The sequence below is a fragment of the Micromonospora haikouensis genome (genome assembly GCF_000876225.1).
GTDB lineage: Bacteria > Actinomycetota > Actinomycetes > Mycobacteriales > Micromonosporaceae > Micromonospora > Micromonospora haikouensis.
Window position 1 is genome coordinate 1,898,478 of sequence record NZ_JXSX01000003.1, and the last position, 19,082, is coordinate 1,917,559.

18 protein-coding genes are annotated in these 19,082 nt (G+C 74.9%); 10 read left to right on the forward strand and 8 right to left on the reverse strand.

Translation table 11 applies throughout. The features are described 5' to 3' along the window. Window positions 1–62 precede the first annotated feature (62 nt). The 3 genes from prcA (at window position 63) to TK50_RS29465 (ending at window position 2,628) form a co-directional block, all read left to right on the forward strand. Window positions 63–875 (forward strand): proteasome subunit alpha, encoded by an 813-nt coding sequence (gene prcA, locus TK50_RS29455; protein WP_043968824.1) that lies wholly within the window; start codon window positions 63–65, stop codon window positions 873–875. 137 nt (window positions 876–1,012) lie between these two features. Further along, window positions 1,013–2,371 carry a Pup--protein ligase gene (pafA, locus tag TK50_RS29460; RefSeq protein WP_043968825.1) on the forward strand — a complete coding sequence of 453 codons (1,359 nt, stop codon included), beginning with the start codon at window positions 1,013–1,015 and terminating at the stop codon, window positions 2,369–2,371. A gap of 68 nt (window positions 2,372–2,439) precedes the next feature. Further along, the gene (locus TK50_RS29465) at window positions 2,440–2,628 is read left to right on the forward strand and encodes a hypothetical protein (RefSeq protein ID WP_043968826.1); all 189 of its coding nucleotides are present in this window, start codon (window positions 2,440–2,442) and stop codon (window positions 2,626–2,628) included. Window positions 2,629–2,691: 63 nt separating this feature from the next. Here the strand turns inward: TK50_RS29465 and TK50_RS29470 are convergent, their stop codons facing one another. Continuing rightward, the gene (locus tag TK50_RS29470; RefSeq protein ID WP_043968828.1) at window positions 2,692–3,777 is read right to left on the reverse strand and encodes a DUF3866 family protein; all 1,086 of its coding nucleotides are present in this window, start codon (window positions 3,775–3,777) and stop codon (window positions 2,692–2,694) included. Between the two features lie 45 nt (window positions 3,778–3,822). Continuing rightward, window positions 3,823–4,800, reverse strand: a complete 978-nt coding sequence (locus tag TK50_RS29475) for a cation diffusion facilitator family transporter (RefSeq protein WP_043968829.1) — start codon at window positions 4,798–4,800, stop codon at window positions 3,823–3,825. A gap of 134 nt (window positions 4,801–4,934) precedes the next feature. Here TK50_RS29475 and TK50_RS29480 point away from each other — a divergent pair, with 134 nt between their 5' ends. From TK50_RS29480 to tatC, 5 genes are all read left to right on the forward strand, one after another. Next, window positions 4,935–5,933: a helix-turn-helix transcriptional regulator gene (locus TK50_RS29480; RefSeq protein WP_043968830.1), complete on the forward strand. Its 999-nt coding sequence runs from the start codon at window positions 4,935–4,937 to the stop codon at window positions 5,931–5,933. Further along, window positions 5,930–6,979 carry a helix-turn-helix transcriptional regulator gene (locus TK50_RS29485; RefSeq protein ID WP_043968831.1) on the forward strand — a complete coding sequence of 350 codons (1,050 nt, stop codon included), beginning with the start codon at window positions 5,930–5,932 and terminating at the stop codon, window positions 6,977–6,979. Before TK50_RS29480 ends, TK50_RS29485 begins: the two co-directional genes overlap by 4 nt. A gap of 10 nt (window positions 6,980–6,989) precedes the next feature. Further along, window positions 6,990–7,238, forward strand: coding sequence for a hypothetical protein (locus TK50_RS29490; protein ID WP_043969546.1), 249 nt, complete (start codon window positions 6,990–6,992; stop codon window positions 7,236–7,238). A gap of 220 nt (window positions 7,239–7,458) precedes the next feature. Beyond that, window positions 7,459–7,800: a Sec-independent protein translocase subunit TatA gene (gene tatA, locus TK50_RS29495; protein WP_043968833.1), complete on the forward strand. Its 342-nt coding sequence runs from the start codon at window positions 7,459–7,461 to the stop codon at window positions 7,798–7,800. A gap of 18 nt (window positions 7,801–7,818) precedes the next feature. Next, on the forward strand, window positions 7,819–8,772 hold the full coding sequence (gene tatC, locus TK50_RS29500) for a twin-arginine translocase subunit TatC (protein ID WP_043968834.1): 954 nt from the start codon (window positions 7,819–7,821) through the stop codon (window positions 8,770–8,772). Window positions 8,773–8,875: 103 nt separating this feature from the next. Here tatC and TK50_RS29505 read toward each other — a convergent pair whose 3' ends face one another. From TK50_RS29505 to TK50_RS29515, 3 genes are all read right to left on the reverse strand, one after another. Beyond that, window positions 8,876–9,484, reverse strand: coding sequence for a Rieske (2Fe-2S) protein (locus TK50_RS29505; protein ID WP_241774142.1), 609 nt, complete (start codon window positions 9,482–9,484; stop codon window positions 8,876–8,878). Further along, window positions 9,481–9,993, reverse strand: a complete 513-nt coding sequence (locus TK50_RS29510; protein WP_228986843.1) for a DUF6529 family protein — start codon at window positions 9,991–9,993, stop codon at window positions 9,481–9,483. The genes TK50_RS29505 and TK50_RS29510 overlap by 4 nt, the downstream gene beginning before the upstream one ends. Window positions 9,994–10,526: 533 nt before the next feature. Then, entirely contained in the window at window positions 10,527–11,255 is a 729-nt protein-coding gene (locus tag TK50_RS29515; protein ID WP_043968835.1) for a hypothetical protein, read from the reverse strand. A gap of 154 nt (window positions 11,256–11,409) precedes the next feature. Here TK50_RS29515 and TK50_RS29520 point away from each other — a divergent pair, with 154 nt between their 5' ends. Beyond that, entirely contained in the window at window positions 11,410–12,351 is a 942-nt protein-coding gene (locus TK50_RS29520) for a diacylglycerol kinase family protein (protein ID WP_043968836.1), read from the forward strand. Between the two features lie 43 nt (window positions 12,352–12,394). On the opposite strand, the gene TK50_RS29525 is transcribed toward TK50_RS29520, so the two are convergent. Beyond that, window positions 12,395–13,372, reverse strand: a complete 978-nt coding sequence (locus TK50_RS29525) for a DUF2804 domain-containing protein (protein WP_043968837.1) — start codon at window positions 13,370–13,372, stop codon at window positions 12,395–12,397. Between the two features lie 68 nt (window positions 13,373–13,440). Further along, window positions 13,441–15,141, reverse strand: coding sequence for a pectinesterase family protein (locus TK50_RS35280; protein WP_144420430.1), 1,701 nt, complete (start codon window positions 15,139–15,141; stop codon window positions 13,441–13,443). Window positions 15,142–15,338: 197 nt separating this feature from the next. Between TK50_RS35280 and TK50_RS29535 the strand changes: the two genes are divergently transcribed. Further along, window positions 15,339–15,893, forward strand: a complete 555-nt coding sequence (locus tag TK50_RS29535; protein WP_043968838.1) for a dihydrofolate reductase family protein — start codon at window positions 15,339–15,341, stop codon at window positions 15,891–15,893. Here the strand turns inward: TK50_RS29535 and TK50_RS29540 are convergent. Then, entirely contained in the window at window positions 15,859–18,936 is a 3,078-nt protein-coding gene (locus tag TK50_RS29540) for an AfsR/SARP family transcriptional regulator (protein WP_043969550.1), read from the reverse strand. The genes TK50_RS29535 and TK50_RS29540 overlap by 35 nt on opposite strands. Window positions 18,937–19,082: the final 146 nt, after the last annotated feature.

Genomic DNA, 19,082 nt, shown 5'->3' on the forward strand with positions numbered 1-19,082 from the left:
GCCCCGCCTCCGCCCCAGTCAGCAGTCGTCGTCAGCACAGCGCCCAAAGGAGAACCGCCGCCGTGGCCATGCAGTTCTACGCCTCGCCCGAGCAGATCATGCGCGACCGCTCCGAGCTGGCCCGCAAGGGCATCGCCCGGGGCCGCAGCGCGGTGGTCGTGAGCTACTCCGGCGGGGTGCTTTTCGTCGCGGAGAACCTCTCCAGCACCCTGCACAAGGTCAGTGAGATCTACGACCGGATCGGCTTCGCCGCCGTGGGCCGGTACAACGAGTTCGAGAATCTGCGTCGCGCCGGGGTCCGGATGGCCGACCTCAACGGCCTGAGCTACGACCGGCGGGACGTGACGGGTCTGGCGTTGGCCAACGCGTACGCGCAGACCCTCGGCGCCATCTTCACCGAGCAGTCGAAGCCGTTCGAGGTGGAGATCTGCGTGGCGGAGGTGGGGGCGACGCCGGAGGCCGACGCGCTCTACCGGTTGACCTACGACGGTTCGGTCAACGACGAGCCGGGCCGGATGGCGATGGGTGGGCAGGCCGAGGCGATCTCCGGTGTGCTCAAGTCGCAGCACCGGCCGGACATGTCGCTGGGCGAGGCGGTCCGGGTGGCCGTGGCGGCGTTGGGCAGCGTCGGCGGTGAGGGTGGGGCGGCGCGGACGATCGCGGCGAACCAGCTGGAGGTGGCGGTCCTGGACCGGCACCGTAAGGGCCGGACGTTCCGGCGGATCACCGGTGCGGCCCTGACCGCGCTGCTGGACGCCGAGGCGGAGGAGTCGAAGGAGCCGGCGACCGAGGAGCGTCCGGAGACCCCGGCGACGCCGACGCAGGAGGCGGGGAAGCCGACGACGTCGGCGGGCTCGGCGGACCTGGAGGGGTAGCGCGGGTCCGACACGCCCGGGGCGTGACCGTTCGGCAACAGTGATCACCTGGCCGGCCACCCAGATGGGTGGCCGGTCGCGTGTGTCCGGGTGGTCAGCCCTGCCCATTCGGGGCCGGAGAGGACTAATGTCAACTCATGGAGCGGCGAATCTTCGGCCTTGAGACCGAGTACGGCGTCACCTGTACCTACCGTGGGCAGCGGCGGCTGTCCCCCGACGAGGTCGCGCGGTACCTGTTCCGTCGGGTGGTGTCGTGGGGCCGGTCGAGCAACGTGTTCCTGCGCAACGGTGCCCGGCTCTACCTGGACGTGGGGTCCCACCCGGAGTACGCGACGCCGGAGTGTGACTCGGTGGTGGACCTGGTGGCCCATGACCGGGCGGGGGAGCGGATCCTGGAAGGGCTGCTCATCGACGCGGAGAAGCGGCTGCACGACGAGGGCATCGCGGGTGAGATCTACCTGTTCAAGAACAACACGGATTCGGCGGGGAACTCGTACGGCTGTCACGAGAACTACCTGGTCTCCCGGCACGGCGAGTTCGGCCGGCTGGCGGACGTGCTGATTCCGTTCCTGGTGACGCGGCAGTTGATCTGTGGGGCGGGCAAGGTGTTGCAGACGCCCCGGGGTGCGGTCTACTGCCTGTCGCAGCGGGCGGAGCACATCTGGGAGGGGGTGTCGTCGGCGACGACCCGGAGCCGGCCGATCATCAACACCCGCGACGAGCCGCACGCGGACGCGGAGCGGTACCGGCGGCTGCACGTCATCGTGGGTGACTCGAACATGAACGAGGTCACCACGCTGCTGAAGGTCGGTTCCGCGGACATCGTGCTGCGGATGATCGAGGCGGGGGTGGTGATGCGGGACCTGTCGCTGGAGAACCCGATCCGGGCGATCCGCGAGGTGTCGCACGACATCACCGGCCGGCGGAAGGTGCGGCTGGCCTCCGGCAAGGAGGTCAGCGCGCTGGAGATCCAGCAGGAATACCTGGCGAAGGCGACGGAGTTCGTGGAGCGCCGGGGCGGGGACCAGACGGCCAAGCGGGTGGTGGAGCTGTGGGGCCGGGTGCTGCGGGCGGTGGAGACCGGTGACCTGGAGCCGGTGTCGAGGGAGATCGACTGGGTGTCGAAACTGCGGCTGATCGAGCGGTACCAGCGCAAGCACGACCTGCCGTTGTCGCATCCCCGGGTGGCGCAGATGGACCTGGCGTATCACGACCTGCGGCGTGGGCGGGGCCTGTACGGGCTGCTGGAGCGGCGCGGGGAGGTGGACCGGGTGGCGACGGATCCGGAGATCTTCGAGGCGAAGGAGACGCCGCCGCAGACGACGCGGGCGCGGCTGCGGGGGGAGTTCATCCGGCACGCGCAGGAGAAGCGGCGTGACTTCACGGTCGACTGGGTGCACCTGAAGCTCAACGACCAGGCGCAGCGCACCGTGCTGTGCAAGGACCCGTTCCGGGCGTACGACGAGCGGGTGGAGCGGTTGATCGCGAGCATGTGATCCGGTGGGCCCCCTCGTGCGGCGCTGGTCGCGGCGGGAGGGGGCCGTCCGGGTAGGCTGGCGCTGCCATGATGTCTGAACCTCCGGGGCGCGAGCGCGGCGCCGAGAAGTTGAACTGGATCGACCGCCGCCGGGAGAAGATCCGCGCGGAGGTGGAGCGGAACCGGCGCGGCGAGTACACGGTGCCGACGTGGGTGTTGGCCGTGGCGCTGGTGGTGATCGTCGGCGGCTGGCTGGCGTTGATCTTCCTGGCCTGAGGGGCACCCGCGCCGCCCGGCCGTAGCCGCGCCGCCCGGCCGTGACCGGGACGCGGCGGTGGCTCAGCGGGCCAGGGCGGCGGCGTGCCGGCCGGCGGCTGCGGCGGCGAGGAAGTAGGCGTGGTCGGCGTCGAGGCCGCGGCCCATGGTGGACAGGGGCACGGGGCTGGCGCGCAGCGCGGCGTCGAGCCCGTCGGTGGGGACCCGGACGATGCGGTGCCGCCCGGCGAGGGGGGCGAGCGCGGTGTCGACGTCGTCGGCCAGGGCGGCGGGCAGGCCGTCGGGCACGACGAGGTCGGCGGGGGCGAGCGCGACCCGGCCGTACGCGGTGAGGCTGTGGTGGGACACGCCACGGTGCCGGGGGCGGGGGTCGGCGTCGGAGATGCGCAGGGAGCCGACGGGTTTCCCGCCGAGGGCGGCGACGGCGTTGACGGCCTCGCCGACGGCCACGCCGGAGTAGCCCCACCGGGTGCCGGTGCCGAGGTTGCCGGGGCCTTGGGCGCAGATGACCACGTCGGCGGCGAGCACGTGCCGGGCGGCGAGCAGGCCGCTGTGCACCGTGGTGGCCTCCAGGTCGCCGCCGAACGCCTGCCCGACGCTGACGGTGCCGGCGAGCCGGCCGCGCAGCCCGTCGAGGGCGCGGGAGAACCAGGCGGGCAGCGCGCCGCCGTCGGTGAGCAGGTAGGCGACGCGGGCGTCGGGGGCGTCGGCGTGGATGCCGGCGAGGATGGCGGGCAGGGCGGAGTGCAGGTCGGCGGTGACGACGGGCAGGCCGGCGACGTCCTCGGCGGCGGCGAGCACCTCGCGGTGGGGGCTGGCCTCCTCGTCGACGCCGAGCAGGATGGGTTGCAGGGGCGTGTAGCGGGCCTTGACGAGGTGCCCGGCGTCGCGGGTGTCGCCGGCCTGCGGCGGGTCGGGCGGCAGCCGGTCGGGCAGGGCCACGACGAGCGCGTATCCGCCGGTGCCGAGGCCCATGAGCAGCGCCCCGGCGTTGAGCAGCACCCGGTCGCCGGGCGCGGGGCGGCCGACGAGGTGCGGGTAGGCCAGGGCCCGCATGGTGGTGCCGTCGGCGAGTGTGACGTCCAGCTCGATCGCGCCGGTCCACTCCCGCCGCAGCGCCGTCACGGTTCCCGCCCGCCATCGCACCATGCGGTGCACGCTAGCGGTTGCCGGGCGCGGGGCGCGGCGGCGGGGTCAGCGTGGCGGCTCGTCCTGGATGTGTCGGGTGCGCCGGTTGCGGGTCTCGGGGCGCGACGGGGTGGGGTCGAGGAAGACGTACCCGATCTCGGGGTAGCGGGCGGTGAGGCGGCGCTCGGCCTCGTCGGCGGCGGCCTCGATGTCGGCGCCGGTGGCGTCGTCGCGGAAGTCGACCTTGGCGGCGACCAGCATGTCCTCGGGGCCGAGCTGCATGGTGAGCAGGGTGTCGATGCGTTCGACGGCGGGCAGCCCGTCGAGTTCCGCCGCGATCTCGTGGCGCAGCCGCTCGGGCACGGAGCGCCCGACGAGCAGCGAGATGTTGGCCTTGGCGAGGGTGATCGCGACGACCAGCAGCAGCAGGCCGATGGCGATGGAGGCGAGGCCGTCGTAGAGTTCGTCGCCGGTGAGGTGGGACAGGCCGAGGCCGACGGCGGCGAGCAGCAGGCCGATCAGGGCGGCGCTGTCCTCCAGGAAGACGGCCTTGACGGTGGTGTCGGCGGTGAGCCGCAGGAAGCGCCGCGGCGTGGTGTTCCAGCGGCGTGACTCGGCGCGGATCTGCCGGGTCGCCCGGGCCAGGGAGACCGACTCGACGGCGAACGACACGGCCAGCACGACGTACGCGACGAGGTAGTTGCCGCTGTGTTCGTGCACGAGGATGGTGGTGACGCCGTGGGTGATGGCGAAGCCGGCCCCGGCGACGAAGGTGAACAGCGCGGCGAGGAACGCCCAGACGTAGCTCTCCTTGCCGTACCCGAAGGGGTGGCGGACGTCGGCGGGCCGTGCGCCGCGGCGCAGCGCGAGGTAGAGCAGCGCCTCGGTGGTGGTGTCGGCGACGGAGTGCGCGGCCTCGGAGAGCATCGCCGCGGAGCCGGAGATCAGCCCGGCGACGAGCTTGGCCACGGCGATGGCGAGGTTGGCCGCGCCGGCCACGACGACGGTGCCCACGCTCTCGGTCTTGACGTCCGCTTCGGGCATGGGGCCACCCTATGGCCGCCCGGCGGGGCCCGCAGCGGTGCCGTTGCGGTCACCCAGGGTGAGTGTTGTGGCGTTGCCGCGACGCGCCCGGATTGGGTGCACGCCCGCGCGGCGCGGGCTGCTAGCGTGCACACGTGTCGCGGACCCGCACCGAACGCCTGGTCAACCTGGTGATCTGCCTGTTGTCGACGCGACGGTTCCTGACCGCCGCGCAGATCGCCGCGACCGTGCCCGGTTACGAGCACGATCCGGACGACGCGAAGGATCACGAAGCGTTCCAGCGCAAGTTCGAGCGGGACAAGGCCGAGCTGCGTGAGCTGGGGGTGCCGCTGGAGACGGGCACGGCGAGCGTCTTCGACTCGGAGCCGGGTTACCGCATCGCCCACCGGGAATACGCGCTGCCGGACATCCCGCTGGAGCCGGACGAGGCCGCGGCGGTCGGCATCGCCGCCCGGTTGTGGCAGCACGCGGGGCTGGCGGCCGCCGCGTCGTCGGGGCTGGCGAAGCTGCGTGCCGCCGGGGTGGACGTGGACCCGCAGGCGACCCTGGGCCTGGAGCCGATGGTGACGGTCGATCCGGCGTTCGCGCCGTTGACGGCCGCCGCGCGGGACCGCCGCGAGGTGAGCTTCGACTACCGGGCGCCCGACCGTGACGACCCGACCCGCCGCCGTGTGCAGCCGTGGGGCGTGGTCTGCTGGCGGGGCCGGTGGTATGTGGTGGGGCACGACCTGGACCGGGCGGCGACCCGCTGTTTCCGGCTGTCGCGGGTGGTGGGCGCGGTCCGGGTGGCCGGCGCCCCGGGCGGCTTCGAGCCGCCGCCGGGGCTGGATCTGATCAGCCATGTGGCGCGCTGGTCGGGGCCGGTGGAGCGCACGGGCCGGGCGACGGTCCTGGTCCGTCCGGGCCGCGCGGCGGGGCTGCGTCGCTGGGCGGTCGACAGCGGCTCCGGGCCCGCGGGGGACCGGCTGGTCCTGCCGTACGCGGACGCGGAGTCCCTGGCCGCCAAGTTGGTGGGGTACGGCCCGGACGTGCGGGTGCTCGACCCGCCGGAGGTGCGCGAGGCGGTCATCCAGCGGCTCAAGGAGATCGCCGCCCGGCACGACGAGCTGACCGTGACCGGAGGTGCCCGATGACCCGCCCGGCGACCCGTCCCGCCGCCCGCCCGACCGGCCCGCGCGCCGCCGGCAACCGGGCGTCGGCCGACCGGCTGGCCCGGCTGCTCAACCTGGTGCCCTATCTGCTGGCCCGGCCGGGGATCGAGATCGCCGAGGCGGCCGGCGACCTGGGGGTGACCGAGCGGCAGCTGCGGGAGGATCTGGAGCTGCTGTGGGTGTGCGGGCTGCCCGGTTACGGCCCGGGTGACCTGATCGACATGGCGTTCGACGGCGACCGGGTGACCATCACCTACGACGCGGGGATCGACCGGCCGCTGCGGTTGACCCCCGACGAGGCGCTGGCGCTGGTGGTGGCGTTGCGGATGCTCGCCGAGACGCCGGGGGTGGCCAACCGGGAGGCGGTGGAGCGGGCCCTCGCGAAGATCGAGAACGCGGCGGGCGACCTGGTCGGCGCCCCGGTGGAGGTGCGCCTGCAGGCGGACGGCCGGCGGGTGGAGCAACTGCGGGCCGCCGTGGGGCGGGGCCGGGCGCTGCGGATCACCTACTACACGCCGGCCCGGGACGAGACGACCGAGCGGGTCATCGACCCGCTGCGGATGCTGATGGTGGGCGGCCGGGCGTACGTGGAGGCGTGGTGCCGCCGCGCGGAGGAGGTCCGGTTGTTCCGGGCCGACCGGATCGACGCGGTCGTCGAGCTGGACGAGCCGGCGGTGGTGCCGCCGCAGGCCCGGCCGCACGACCTCACCGAGGGGGTGTTCCGCCCGTCGCCGGACCTGCCGTTGATCACGTTGCGGATCGGCCGGGGCGAGCGGTGGATCACGGAATACTATCCGTGCGAGCGGGTCGAGCGCGGCGACGGCGACCAGTGGCTGGTGTCGCTGCGGGTGACCGACCTGGGCTGGGCCCGCCGGTTCGTGCTGGGGCTGGGCCCCGGGGTGGCCGTGGTCGCCCCGGCGGAGCTGGCCGAGCAGGTCCGGGCGCAGGCGGTCGCCGCGCTGGAGGCGTACGCCAGCCCGGACGGCGCGCCGTCGGGTGACCCGGCGGGGTCCGCGTCGCCCCGGTAGGCTGGCCGCCGTGGTGAAGTGGATCGTGGTCGCGGTGGTGCTGTTCGCGTTCGTGGTGCTGGGGCTGGCCGTGCGGCCGGTGCTGGTCCGGCTGCCCCGGCTGCGGCGGGCGGCCATGGCGTTGCAGGGCCGCCAGGCGGAGGCGGAGGCGCTGCGGGTGTCGGCCGAGGCGCTGCAGGAGCGCGCGGAGGCGATGCAGGGGCAGGTGGAGCTCACCCAGCGTCGCCTGGCCGTGATCAAGGCGAAGCGCGGCCACTAGATCGACCCGGGCCGCTGCGCCCTGTCCCCGCTGGTCGGCGCGGGGCGGGTATCCGCAGGTGGGATCCGGGTCCGGGTGGTTGACGGGACGCGCGGAGTTGGTCAACACTTCACCAGCCGGTCGAAACCACCAGCGTCCGGCGGGTGGCATCGGCCCTCGACGGACGTACGATGGGCTCCGGTAACACCCCCACGACGACACAGAGCGACTGGAGCTTCCCATGGGTGCCCTCAAGCCGTGGCACATCGCCGTACTCGTGGTCGTGATGATCCTGCTCTTCGGCGCGAAGCGGCTTCCCGACGCGGCCCGCTCGCTGGGCCGTTCGCTGCGGATCATCAAGGCCGAGACGAAGAGCCTGCACGACGACGACCGCGATCTGGCCGAGAAGGCCGACGCCCAGGCCGGCTACCAGCCGCTGCAGCCGAACGCCGCGCAGCCTCAGCAGCAGTATGCGCAGCAGCCGCAGCAGTCGTACGTGCAGCCTCAGCAGCAGCCGTACGCCCCGCCGCAGGCTCCGCAGCAGCCGGTCATCGACCCGGTGCAGCGCGTCCGCGACCACTGACCGAGGGGCCCGACCACCGTGGCCTTCGCCCTTCGTAAACGCGGACCGAGCAAGTTCGAGCAGGCCGCCGACGGCTCCATGACGCTCATGGACCACATCCGTGAGCTGCGCTCCCGGTTGTTCCGGGCGTCGCTGGCGATCGTGGTCGGCTTCGGCTTCGGCATCTGGCTGGCGACTCCGGTGCGGCTGCTGTTGTCGAAGCCGTACTGCGACCTGCCGGCCTCGATCGACCCCGACACGGGCAAGTGCAACTTCGTCCAGCTCGGTGTCGCCGACGTCTTCCTGCTCAACCTGAAGATCGGCCTCTGGGTCGGGTTGGTCATCGCCGCCCCGGTCTGGCTCTACCAGCTGTGGGCGTTCATCGCGCCGGGTCTGCACCGGCACGAGCGGCGGTACGCCTACGTCTTCACATCGCTTGCGGCGCCGCTTTTCGCCGCAGGCGCGGTACTGGCCTTCTTCGTCACCACCAAGGGGCTGGAGTTCCTGCTCAACGTCTCCGGTGACGACATCTCGACCAACCTCGAGGTAACCCGCTACATCTCGTTCGTCACCAACCTGATCCTGTTGTTCGGGGTGGCGTTCGAGTTCCCGCTGATCGTGCTGATGCTCAACTTCGTGGGGCTGGCCAGCGCCAAGCGTCTGCTCAGCTGGTGGCGGGTCGCGATCTTCGTGTTCTTCGCCTTCTCGGCGGTGGTCACCCCGACGCCGGATCCGTTCGGTATGACGGCTCTGGCAGTCTGCCTGTCCGCCCTGTACTTCGCCGCCGTGGGTGTCGCGTTCCTCAACGACAGGCGGCGCGGGCGGGGCAAGGAGATCTACGCCGGGATCGCCGACGACGAGGTGTCGCCGTTGGAGCTCAACGACGACCGGGTCCCGCCCAGCCAGCGGATCGAGGCCTCGGCCCCGATCGGGGCTCCGGAGCCGGTGGCCGCGCCGGCGCCGATCGACCGGCGCTACGACGACATGACCTGACGAGGCTGACGACGCGAAGGCCCGCCCCGAGAGTTCGGGGCGGGCCTTCGTCGTGCCGGGGGTGCGGCCCGTCGGGCCGGCAGTGGCGTCGTGGGGTCCGCCGTCAGGCGAGCAGGACCTGACCGTCGCGCACCGACACCGCGACCGGTGGCAGCGGCGAGCCGGCCGGGCCGCCGCGCACCGACCCGTCGGCGATGTCGAATTTGCTGTTGTGGCAGCCGCAGACGATGGTGCCGCCGTCGACGCGGGTGACGGTGCAGCCGGCGTGGGTGCAGGTGGCGGAGTACGCCTTGACGGTCTCCTGCGTCGGCCGGGTCAGCACCACGCCCCGGTCGGCGAGGATCCGACCGCCGCCGACGGGCAGGTCGGCCACGGCGGCCAGCGCTGCCGCCTGCCCACCGGCGGGGGCGTCGGCGTCGGCCGAATCGCCGCTGCCGGCGGGTTCGGCCACCGGGTCCCCGCTGGCCGGCGCGCCGCCGCCGGGCGGGTCGGCCGCCACCGGGGCGGCGACGGGCTCCCCGTACGTCTGGCAGCCGGTCAGCAGGGCGGTGACGCCCGCCGCGCCGGTGGCGCACAGGACGGCCCGGCGGGACGGGCAGGGCCGCTGCTCGTCGGTCATCGCGTTGCTCTCCTCGCTGCGTTCGGTGCCGACGGGCGGCCCGCTGCCAGTGCTGCCGGACGGCCTGCTGGCGGTGCCGGCGGGCGGCGTCACCGGGTGATCCCGAAGGTGGTGAAGTACCACAGCGACGAGGTCAGCCAGATCGCCGTGAGGGCGACGAAGACCGCCCCGCCGGTGACGGGCAGGACCCAGCCGGCCAGTCCCGGTTTCGGCAGGGCCAGCATCTTCGTGGTGAACATGCCGAAGAAGAAGCAGCCGAACAGGGAGTGCGCCAGGGTGCGCAGGTCGTAGGCGGCGAAGCCGAGGGCGTACAGGCAGTGCACGGCCACGGGCACGGCGAGCAGGAACGCCACCCGGCCGGACCAACGGTGGGCGACGCCCGCCCAGGACGGGCGGAAGCCGCCGAGCCGTCCCCACATCGCCAGCGCCGACAGCACCTGCACCACGGCGAGCGCCATCGCGCCGCTGCCCAGCCACACCTTGACCTGCATCGGCCCGGTGAAGCCGGCGACGTTGACGGCGATGCCGGTGGGCTGGTGCAGTTTGGCGTAGACGCCGGTGGCCACGGCGACCGCCGCGCCGGCGAGCACCGGCAGCAGCAGCGAGGCCGTCCGGGCCGGTTCGGTCTCGGCGGCGAGCCGCGCCGCGAACGCGGCGGGATCGGGCAGCACCCGCAGGCCCCGATCGTCGCCGGGGTCCCGGTCGTCGCGGGACCGGTCGGCGTCCGACCCGCCGTCACGGCCGGCGCGCCAGGTGTCGACCTCGGGCCGGGCCTTCTTGCGGCCGGCGTCCCACCGGTCGCCACCGGGGCGGGCACCCGTCCCGGTGCCCCACACGTCGACCTCGGGCCCCGTGTCCGGGCCGGCGTCCCACGCCCCGGCGCGGGGGGCGTCGTCGCGGCCCGGCCTGCCGGCGCGGGGCGCGTCGCCGCCGTCGCCGATCCACCCGCCGGCCCGGGGGCCGTCGTCGTTCCCGCCGTCCCAGGCACCGGCCCGGGGCGCGCTGTCCGCGTCGCCGCCCCACACGTCGACCTCGGGCGGGGTGTCCCAGTCGACGCGGGGCGGGGCCTTCGTGCCGCTGTCCCAGGCGCCGCCGGCCGGGGCGACGTCCGTGCCGGCGCGCCAGTCGCCGGTGGTCACCGGCCGGGCTCCGGCGCGGGGATCACCGGCCGGGCGGTGACGGTCAGCCCCTCGACGATCGTGGTGCCGAACGCGGGGTCCAGCGGCGGTGCCGGGATCGGCCGGCCGTTCCAGGTGAGCACGCCGATCTGGGTGCCGTCGGGCCGCAGGATCCAGCCGCCGTCGACCCCGGCGTCCCGCAGCTGCGGGGTCGCCCGGTAGACCACGGGGGCGGTGCCGGCCGTGGCCTTCGCGGTGAACGTGGTCGTGTCGCCGCCGATGGTCAGCTTGCCGGTCGCCTCGGAGCCGTCGAACGTCCCGGTGAGCGTGGCGTCCTTGCCGTCGAGGTCGAGCTTGCCGTCGGTGGCCGTGCCGCGCAGCCACAGCTCCATGTCCTTGCCGTCGCACACGTACGCCTCGGCGGCGCCGTCGCGGGAGGTGATGGCGATGGTGGCGCCGTTGTTCAGGCGGCCGGTCCAGCTCGCGTCCACCTTCTGTTCGGGCGTCCCGGCGGCCGGGACGTCCGTCGCGCCGGGGGCCGCCGCCGGGGGCGCCGAGGCGCCCGGGGACAGCTCGGGCGGTTGGCTCCCGGACGGTGCCGGCGGCGCGTCGGCGGCGCTGGCCGGGGGCGCGGCGTCCACCTTCGGCGGTGCGGCCGTCGGTGCCGCCTGCGCGCTCATCGCGAACAGCACGGCCGCCATTCCGGCTCCGGTCACCAGCGTCAGCAGCGGGGTCATGCGCTTCATGGGGCAGCTCCCTTCACCGGAACGTACGGGGTTGGCCCGCCGGTCGTTCAACGCGACGGCAGATTGGTTCGGCGACGATTCCCGCCCGCCCGACGCGAGGGCCGTCCCGCGCGGGCCGGCAGGCCGGTGCCGGGGCGGGCGAGCGGGCGGTACGGTGCTCGCCGTGACCGCAGCCGACCACCCCGCCCCCGGGCCGCGTCCCGACGGTCCCGTCGCCGTGCTCGCCAACCCCACGGCCGGGCGCGGGCGGCACGGGAGCCTGCTGCCGCGCCTGCTGGACCGGCTCGCGACGGCCGGCCGCCCGGTGCGGCTGCTGGAGGCGGGCACGGGCGCGCAGGCCGAGGCGGCGTGCCGGGCCGCCGTCGCCGACGGGGCCGCCGCCCTGGTCACCGTCGGCGGCGACGGCACGGTGCACCGCGGCCTGCAGGCGGTGGCCGGCACGGGCGTGCCGTTCGCTCCGGTGCCGGCCGGCACCGGCAACGACTTCGCGGCCGACACCGGCTTTCCCGCCGACCCGCTCGCCGCCGTCGAGACCGTCGCCGCCGCGCTGCGCGAGGGCCGGACCCGGCCGGTGGACCTGGCCCGGCTGACCGGCCCCGGCGGCGACACCCGGTGGTACGGGGCGGTGCTCGCCGCCGGCTTCGACGCGATCGTCAACGAGCGGGCCAACCGGATGCGCCGCCCGCGCGGCCCCCGCCGCTACGACCTGGCGATCCTGGTGGAGCTGGCCCGGCTGCGCCCGCGCCGCTACACCCTGCGGCTCGACGGCGAGCCGCTGGAGTGCGACGCGGTGCTGGTGGCGGTCGGCAACTGCGCCAGCTACGGCGGCGGCATGCGGATCTGCCCCGACGCGGACCCGACGGACGGCCTGCTGGACGTGGTGGTCGGCGGCCGGTTCGACCGGCGCACCCTGATCCGGGTGAAGCCGCGCATCTACCGGGGCACCCACGTGCGGCATCCGCTGGTGAGCACCCACCGGGCCCGCACCGTGGAGCTGGCCGCCGAGGGGATCACCACGTACGCCGACGGGGAGCGGTGCCTCGACCTGCCGGTGACGGTGACCGCCGTGCCGGGCGCGGTGCGCCTGCTGCGCTGAACGGGACGTGGGCGCGGTGTGGGGCAGGCCGGTGTCGGCGTGGCTACCAGCGGTTGCGGGCCTCCTCGGCCCACCCGACCAGCCCGTCGAGGTCGACCCGCTCGCCGTCGTCGGTGGCCGCCCAGCCGGTGAAGTGCCCGAAGCACTGGTGCGTCTCGTTGGCCACCACGCCGAGGTTGGTGCGGGCGGCCCGCTCGTGGAACGGGTGCAGCGTCACGTCCACCCGGTCGCCGGTGATCCGCCACGGGCGTAGCCAGTCGGACCGGTCGTACGTCCAGCGCAGCTCGTCGCCGATCTTGTGGAGCCGGCCGGCGACGAACAGCCCGTTCTCGGTGCTGCCGGTGCCGTCGGTCCACTTCCCGCCGAGCTGGACGGCCCGGCCGGGCCCGCTGCCCGCCGCCCAGTTCCAGGCGATCGAGTACGGCCACCGTCCGCGGCCGTGGTCGAGCACGGCGAACGAGCCGTCGGCGGGGACGTCGTGCCACGTGCCGCCGACGCGCAGCCGGCCGTGCACGGGCCGTCCGACGTCCTTGACGGTGTACTGGAACCGTCGTTGGCCCCACGGCACGACCACCCCGAGCGACTCGTGGCCGGCGGGCAGCGGCATGGCCAGGTCGACCTCGACGTCGCCGGCGGTGGCGCGCAGGGTGGTCCCGTCGGGGCGCTGGTCGACGTCGACGGTCACCGGCCCGCGCGCGGTGACGGGGCCGACGCCGCTGCGCTCGGGCAGCGTCACCCCGCGGGCCAGCGGCACCACCGCCTCGGTGACGACCTCCTCGCCGGTGGCGCGGTCGAGCACGTAGACGCTGTGTACGCCGGCGTAGTCCAGCGACGACACGACGACCCCGATCACGTGGGCGGGGGTGACGACGCCCCAGTACTCCCAGCGCTTGGTCCGCCCCCAGCCCCGCAGGTTCGCCCGGTGCAGGGGGCGGCGGGTCCAGCCGACCGCCGCCGGGTCGAGCCGCCCGTCGGGCAGGCAGAGGTCGACGGGGGCGGTGATCTCGCGTTCGTGCGTCATGGCGGGAGGTTACCCGCCGGTACGCGGGGGTGGTGCGTGGTCCCGCCGCCCCCGCGTACCGGGGCCGGTCAGTGGATCGGGTTCCAGCCGTCCGAGCCGGCCAGGTACTGCTGCGCCGTGTAGGTGGGCGCCTGGGCGTCGGTCAGCTGCGGGCGGTCGGCGGTGACCGTCGCGCCGGGGCCGCTGTTGCGGTACTCGAAGAACCGGGCGTCGCGCCACGAGAACCCGGACATGTCGGTCCACGGGGAGTCCTTGACGTGCGCCCCGAGGACGCTGTCGCGGAACACGACCTGGCCGATCGCGTTGACGTCGCCGCTGGGGTGCCACGGCCGGCCGAGGTGCACGCTCTGGGCGGCGGCCGAGTCGGTGGTCAGGGTGCAGCCGACGAACAGGAAGCCGTACGGGTTGCCGATCATCGTGGACGGCGCGGTGACGTACCCGTTGTTGCTCGACGACCCACGGTCGAGCGACCTGATCTCGCAGCGGTCGAAGACCCCGGTGCCCCGGCCGAAGATGAAGTCGACGTCGCCCTCGACGTAGCAGTTGCGGAAGTACGCGCGGCCGATGGTGCTGCTGTTGGCGCTGTTGTGGTAGAGGGTGTCCTGGTTGCCGAGGAACCGGACGTTGTCGAAGACCAGCCGGTCGGCGCGGGTGAGCACGGCGACGGCCTGCTCGGCGCTGTAGTCGTGCGCGGCCTCGTCGAAGCTGTTGGCGAAGGTCAGGTGCCGGGCGGTGAAGTCGCTGCCGTCGATGGTCACCGAGGCGCTGCCCGAGGTGCCGTAGGTGCCGCCGTCCGGCTTCGGGGTGCCCGAGGCGTTGTCGTAGGTGATGACCACGTCGCGGGCGTCGCCGGTGGAGCCGACGAAGGTGAGGTGGGGCTTGTCGGCGGGGATGGTGACCAGTTCCCGGTAGGTGCCGGGCCGGATGACGATGGTGCGCGGGATGGTGTTGCCGGCGGGCACGGCGTCCACCGCCGCCTGCACGCTGGTGTAGGTGCCGCTGCCGTCCTTGGCGACGACCACCGTGCCGGTGGCCGGCGGGGTGCCGGTGGGCGTCGGGGTCGGCGAGGCGGGGGGTGTGGTCGTCGGCGTCGCGGTGGGGGTGGCCGTCGGGGGAGTGCCGGTCGGTGGCGTGGTGGGGGTGGTGGTGCCGCTGGTGACCGTCACGTCGTCGTAGCGGGCGGTCGCGTAGCGGGTCTGCACGCCGATGCGGCCGGTGGCGATGCTGCCGCTGCCGGAGCCGACCTGGACGCCGTCGACCCACCCGCGCACGGTCGACCCGGCGGCCTCGATGCGCAGCGTGTACCAGGTGTCGGTGGCGACGGTCCGGGAGAGCGTGCCCAGGGTGGTCGCCGCGCCGCTGCGTACCGCCTCCAGCCGGACCTGGTTGCCGGGCAGCAGGGCCAGCCGGTAGTAGGTGGTCGAGCCGGAGGCCCGGGCGAGCAGGGCCACGGCCCCGTCGGCCGGCAGGGTCAGGGCCTTGACCCGGGCCTGGACGGTGTAGTCGGCCCAGGACGACGTGCCGGCGAACAGGCGCGCGTTGTCGGTGTCGGCCTTGGCCTGTTGCAGGGCGGGGCTGTCGTCGGCGACGACCGACCAGGTCCCGCCGGACTTCGACCAGCCGGCGGTGTCGCCGTCGGCGAAGTCGTCGCTGAACAGCGTGGCGGCGTACGCGGACTGGGCGCCGCCGAGCTGGGTCAGGCCGAGCAGGGCGGTGGTGAGGGCGGCGGTGGCGACGGCGAGCAGGGACCGTCGGCGGCTTCTGCGCATGGTGGAGGAACCTCCGGGGGACGGGTGGGGAGGCCGGCGGGTGCCGTGCGTGAAAGCGCTTTCCTGGCGCACCGTAGTTCGGGTTCTCATGCCTGTCAATGAACGCGTCGCCCCCGCGCGCGGACCTGAAGCGAACCGTAAGCGGGATCCGGCAGGGTGTCGGTGTCACCACGAGCGCCACCGACACGGGAGCCCCGATGCGCAAGCTGATCAACTCGACCTACGTCACCCTCGACGGCGTGATCGAGAACCCGATGTGGACCATGCCGTACTTCGACGACGAGGCCAGCGCCTTCGCCGGGGCGCAGACCGACGCCGCCGACGCGGTGCTGATGGGCCGCGTCACGTACGACGGCATGTCCGTCGCCTGGCCGGCCCAGGACGAGAGCGACCCGACCACCGGCGCCGCCTACTTCAACAACGTCCGCAAGTATGTCGCCTCGACCACGCTGACCGACCCCACCTGGAACAACACCCGGGTGCTCCGGGGCGACCTGGTGGCGGAGGTCCGCAAGCTCAAGGCCCAGGAGGGCAGGGACATCATCCAGTACGGCTTCGGCTCGGTCACCGCGCAGCTGGTCAGGGCGGGCCTGGTGGACGAGGTGCGGTTCTGGATCCACCCCGTCCTCACCGGCGGCGCCAGCATGACGGCGCCCCTGGCCGACTTCACGGCATCGTTCGAGCTGATCGACACCAGGGTCATGAAGAGCGGCGTGGTCATCGCCTCGTACCGGCCAGGGCCGGTCGGGTGACGGCCGCCCGGGCCTGGGCCCGCGCCTCGACCGGGTCCAGCCGCCCACCCTCGGCGAACAGCGCGTCGAAGCGTTCCCGCCCGAGCGTGGCGGCGAGGCGCCCGGCCACCCGGTCGGTCTCGGCGCGCTCCGCGGGCGCGGCCGGGGCCTGCGCGGCCAGCCGGGCAGCGGCGGCGGCCCCCAGCAGCGCGGCGCCGGCCTCGGGCGGCCCCACCGCCGACGCCATCCCCTCCAGGGCGGCGGCGGCATCCCGGGGCGAACCCATCGCCCGCGCGGCGTCGAACGCCTCCAGGTGCAGGGCCAGCCCGGCGGCCCGGTCACCGCCCTGCTCGGCGGCGTAGCCCAGCTCGACGAGCACCATCGGCAGGTAGAGCGCGGGCCGCGCCTCGCGGCGACCCCGTTCGGCGACGCGCGTCAGGTGACCGGTGGCCACGTCCAGGTCGCCCGCCCGGCGGGCGGCGACGCCGAGGGTGGTCTCGGCGAAGACCAGCGCGGCCGGGGCGTCCTGCTCCGCCGCCAGCGCGTACGCGCGACCGGCCAGCTCCCGGGCGCGCCCGTGGTCGCCGGTCTGCACCGCGAGCCACGCGAGCCAGGACAGCTTGCTGCCCACCTCCGGCCGCAGGGACAGCTCCTCGGCGCAGCGCAGCCCTTCCCGGTGCAGGGACGCCGCGCGCTCGTGCTCGCCGCGCATCTCGGCCAGGCCGCCCACCCAGTCGGTGGCCTGCAACCGGCCCCACCGGTCGCCGATCGCGGCGAACAGCGCCGCGCTGCGGCCTCCGGCGCGTTCCAGCACGGCGAGATCACCGGTGGCGTGCGCCAGCTTGGCCCGGGAGCAGAGCACCGCGGCCTCGACCCAGGGGTCGGCGCAGGCGACGGGCAGCAGCTCCGCCGCCAACGCCAGCTCGCTGCGGTCGATCAGCGCGTGCGCGACGAACCACGCTGCCCGGCCGTCGACCGCGCCGGCCAGCGCGGCGCGGACCTCGCCCGGCGCGATCCGCTCGCCCCGCAACAGCGCGAAGCCGACCCGCCAGGGCGCGGCGCGGGCCTCCTGCGCCGGCTCGCCGCGCGCCGTCAGCGCCCGCCCCGCCTCGGTGAGTCGGCCCCGCAGGAACCAGTACCAGCTCAGGGCGGTGGCCAGCCGCAGCCCGCCGCCGTGCGTCAGCGCCACCGCCAGGTTGCCGGCCTCGGCGTCGAGCCGGGACAGCCACCGCCGCTGGTCGGCGTCGCGCAGCTGCGGGTCCGCGCGTTCGGCCAACTCCGTGTAGTACGCCGCGTGCCGTGCCCGGACGTCGTCGGCGTCCGTGAGCCGCTCGGCGCAGAACGCGGCGACGGACTCGAGCAGCCGGTAGCGCGGGCCGTCGGGCGTCTCGTCCAGCACCACCAGCGAACGGTCCACCAGCCGGGTCAGCGTGTCGACGTCGGCCCCGCACACCCGTTCGGCCGCCTCCGCCGGGCAGCCGTCGCAAAACACGACGAGCCGGGCCAGCACGTGCCGGTCGGCCTCGGCCAGCAGGTCCCAGCTCCAGCCGATCACCGCCGCCAGCGTGCGCTGCCGCGCCGGCACGTCGCGCTGCTGTGTGGTGAGCAGCCGGAACCGGTCGTCGAGGCGGTCCACGACGCCCCACAGGCCGAGCGCGCGCACCCGGGTCGCGGCCAGCTCGAGGGCCAACGGCAGGCCGTCCAGCCGACGACAGAGCTGGGCCACGGCGGGTGCGGTCCGCTCGTCGAGGCGGAATCCGCGCTGCCGCGCGGCGGCCCGGACGGCGAACAGCCGGGCCGCCGCCGAGCGCCGGACCGCGTCGACGTCGCCGTCGTCCTCGGGCAGGGCCAGCGGCGGCACCTCCCACAGCAGCTCGCCGGTCAGGCCGAGGGGTTCCCTGCTGGTGGCCAGCACGGTGACCGCGGGCGCGTCCCGCAGCAGCCGGGCCACCAGCGTGGCGACCGCGTCGACCACGTGCTCACAGTTGTCGAGCACGAGCAGCACCCGCCGGTGCCGCAGCGCGGCGCAGAGCCGGTCGGCGGCGGGGACGGCGGCGCCCGGCGGCTCCCGCAGGCCCAGCGCGTCGAGCACCCGGTCGGCGACGCGCGGGTCACCGGCCGGCAGCGGGGCCAGCTCGACCAGGCAGCCGCCGTCGGGCCCCGCCGGCTCGCGGGCCACCTCGGTGGCCAGCCGGGTCTTGCCGACGCCACCCGGCCCGACCAGCGTGACCAGGCGCCGCCCCGGCAGCACGGCGCGCAGCTCCGCCAGGGCCCCGGCCCGCCCGACCAGCTCGTCGAGCCGAGCCGGCAGGCTGTCGCGCACGATCGCGGCGCGCGGCGGCGCGCTCAGGCCGGAATCCTGGGCGAGGATCCGGCGGTGCAGGGCGACCAGCTCCGGCCCCGGGTCGAGCCCCAGCTCCGTGGCGAGCCGGTCGCGCAGGTCGGCGTAGCTGTCCAGGGCTTCGGACTGCCGGCCCGCCGCGTACAACGCGCGCAGGTGCAGCGCCCGCAGGCCCTCCCGCAGCGGGTGCCGGGTCACCAGCTCCGCGAGGTCGGCGGCGACGAGGTCGTGCTCGCCCCGGGCCAGGCGGGCGGCGGCGAGCCGCTCGTGCACGGCGAGGCGCTGCTCGGCCAGCCGGGTCGCCTCGGCGTGGACGAACCCGGCGTCGGCCACGTCGGCGTACGCGTCGCCGCGCCACAGCGCGAGCGCGGCGGCCAGCCGTTCGACGTCGGTCGACCCGGCCAGCCCGGCGAACCGGTCGGCGTCCACCGCCCGGGTGCGCAGCAGGTAGCCGGGCGGGCGGGACTCGACCAGGCCGCGGGCGCCCGGCTCGGCGTCGTTGAGCGCCCGGCGCAACTGGGACACCCGTACCTGCAGCGCGCCGCCCGGGTTGGCCGGCGCGTCGGCGCCCCAGACGTCGTCGATCAGGCGGTCCGCCGACACCACCCGGTTGCGGTTGGTCAGCAGCACGGCCAGCAGCACCCGGACCTTCGCGCCGGGAACGAGGACCGGCTCGCCGGCGTCGGTGGTGACGGCGAGCGGCCCGAGCACCCCGAACTGCACGGCGGCCATCGTAGCGGCGCAGGCCGACAGGAAGCGGACCGTCAGCGCCGGGGCGCACCGTCGGGCCGGCGAGGTCCGACCGGCCCGCACCGCGCGTGGGGGAGCGGGCCACGCCGGCGACGACGCCACCGGCGCGACCCGCTCAC

Excerpts from the sequence above, each read along its gene's own strand:
- pafA (WP_043968825.1), top strand. The coding sequence starts at position 1,013 with ATGGAGCGGCGAATCTTCGGCCTTGAGACCGAGTACGGCGTCACCTGT.
- TK50_RS29465 (WP_043968826.1), top strand. The coding sequence starts at position 2,440 with ATGATGTCTGAACCTCCGGGGCGCGAGCGCGGCGCCGAGAAGTTGAAC.
- TK50_RS29470 (WP_043968828.1), bottom strand. The coding sequence starts at position 3,777 with ATGGTGCGATGGCGGGCGGGAACCGTGACGGCGCTGCGGCGGGAGTGG.
- TK50_RS29475 (WP_043968829.1), bottom strand. The coding sequence starts at position 4,800 with ATGCCCGAAGCGGACGTCAAGACCGAGAGCGTGGGCACCGTCGTCGTG.
- TK50_RS29485 (WP_043968831.1), top strand. The coding sequence starts at position 5,930 with ATGACCCGCCCGGCGACCCGTCCCGCCGCCCGCCCGACCGGCCCGCGC.
- tatA (WP_043968833.1), top strand. The coding sequence starts at position 7,459 with ATGGGTGCCCTCAAGCCGTGGCACATCGCCGTACTCGTGGTCGTGATG.
- TK50_RS29515 (WP_043968835.1), bottom strand. The coding sequence starts at position 11,255 with ATGAAGCGCATGACCCCGCTGCTGACGCTGGTGACCGGAGCCGGAATG.
- TK50_RS29525 (WP_043968837.1), bottom strand. The coding sequence starts at position 13,372 with ATGACGCACGAACGCGAGATCACCGCCCCCGTCGACCTCTGCCTGCCC.
- TK50_RS35280 (WP_144420430.1), bottom strand. The coding sequence starts at position 15,141 with ATGCGCAGAAGCCGCCGACGGTCCCTGCTCGCCGTCGCCACCGCCGCC.
- TK50_RS29535 (WP_043968838.1), top strand. The coding sequence starts at position 15,339 with ATGCGCAAGCTGATCAACTCGACCTACGTCACCCTCGACGGCGTGATC.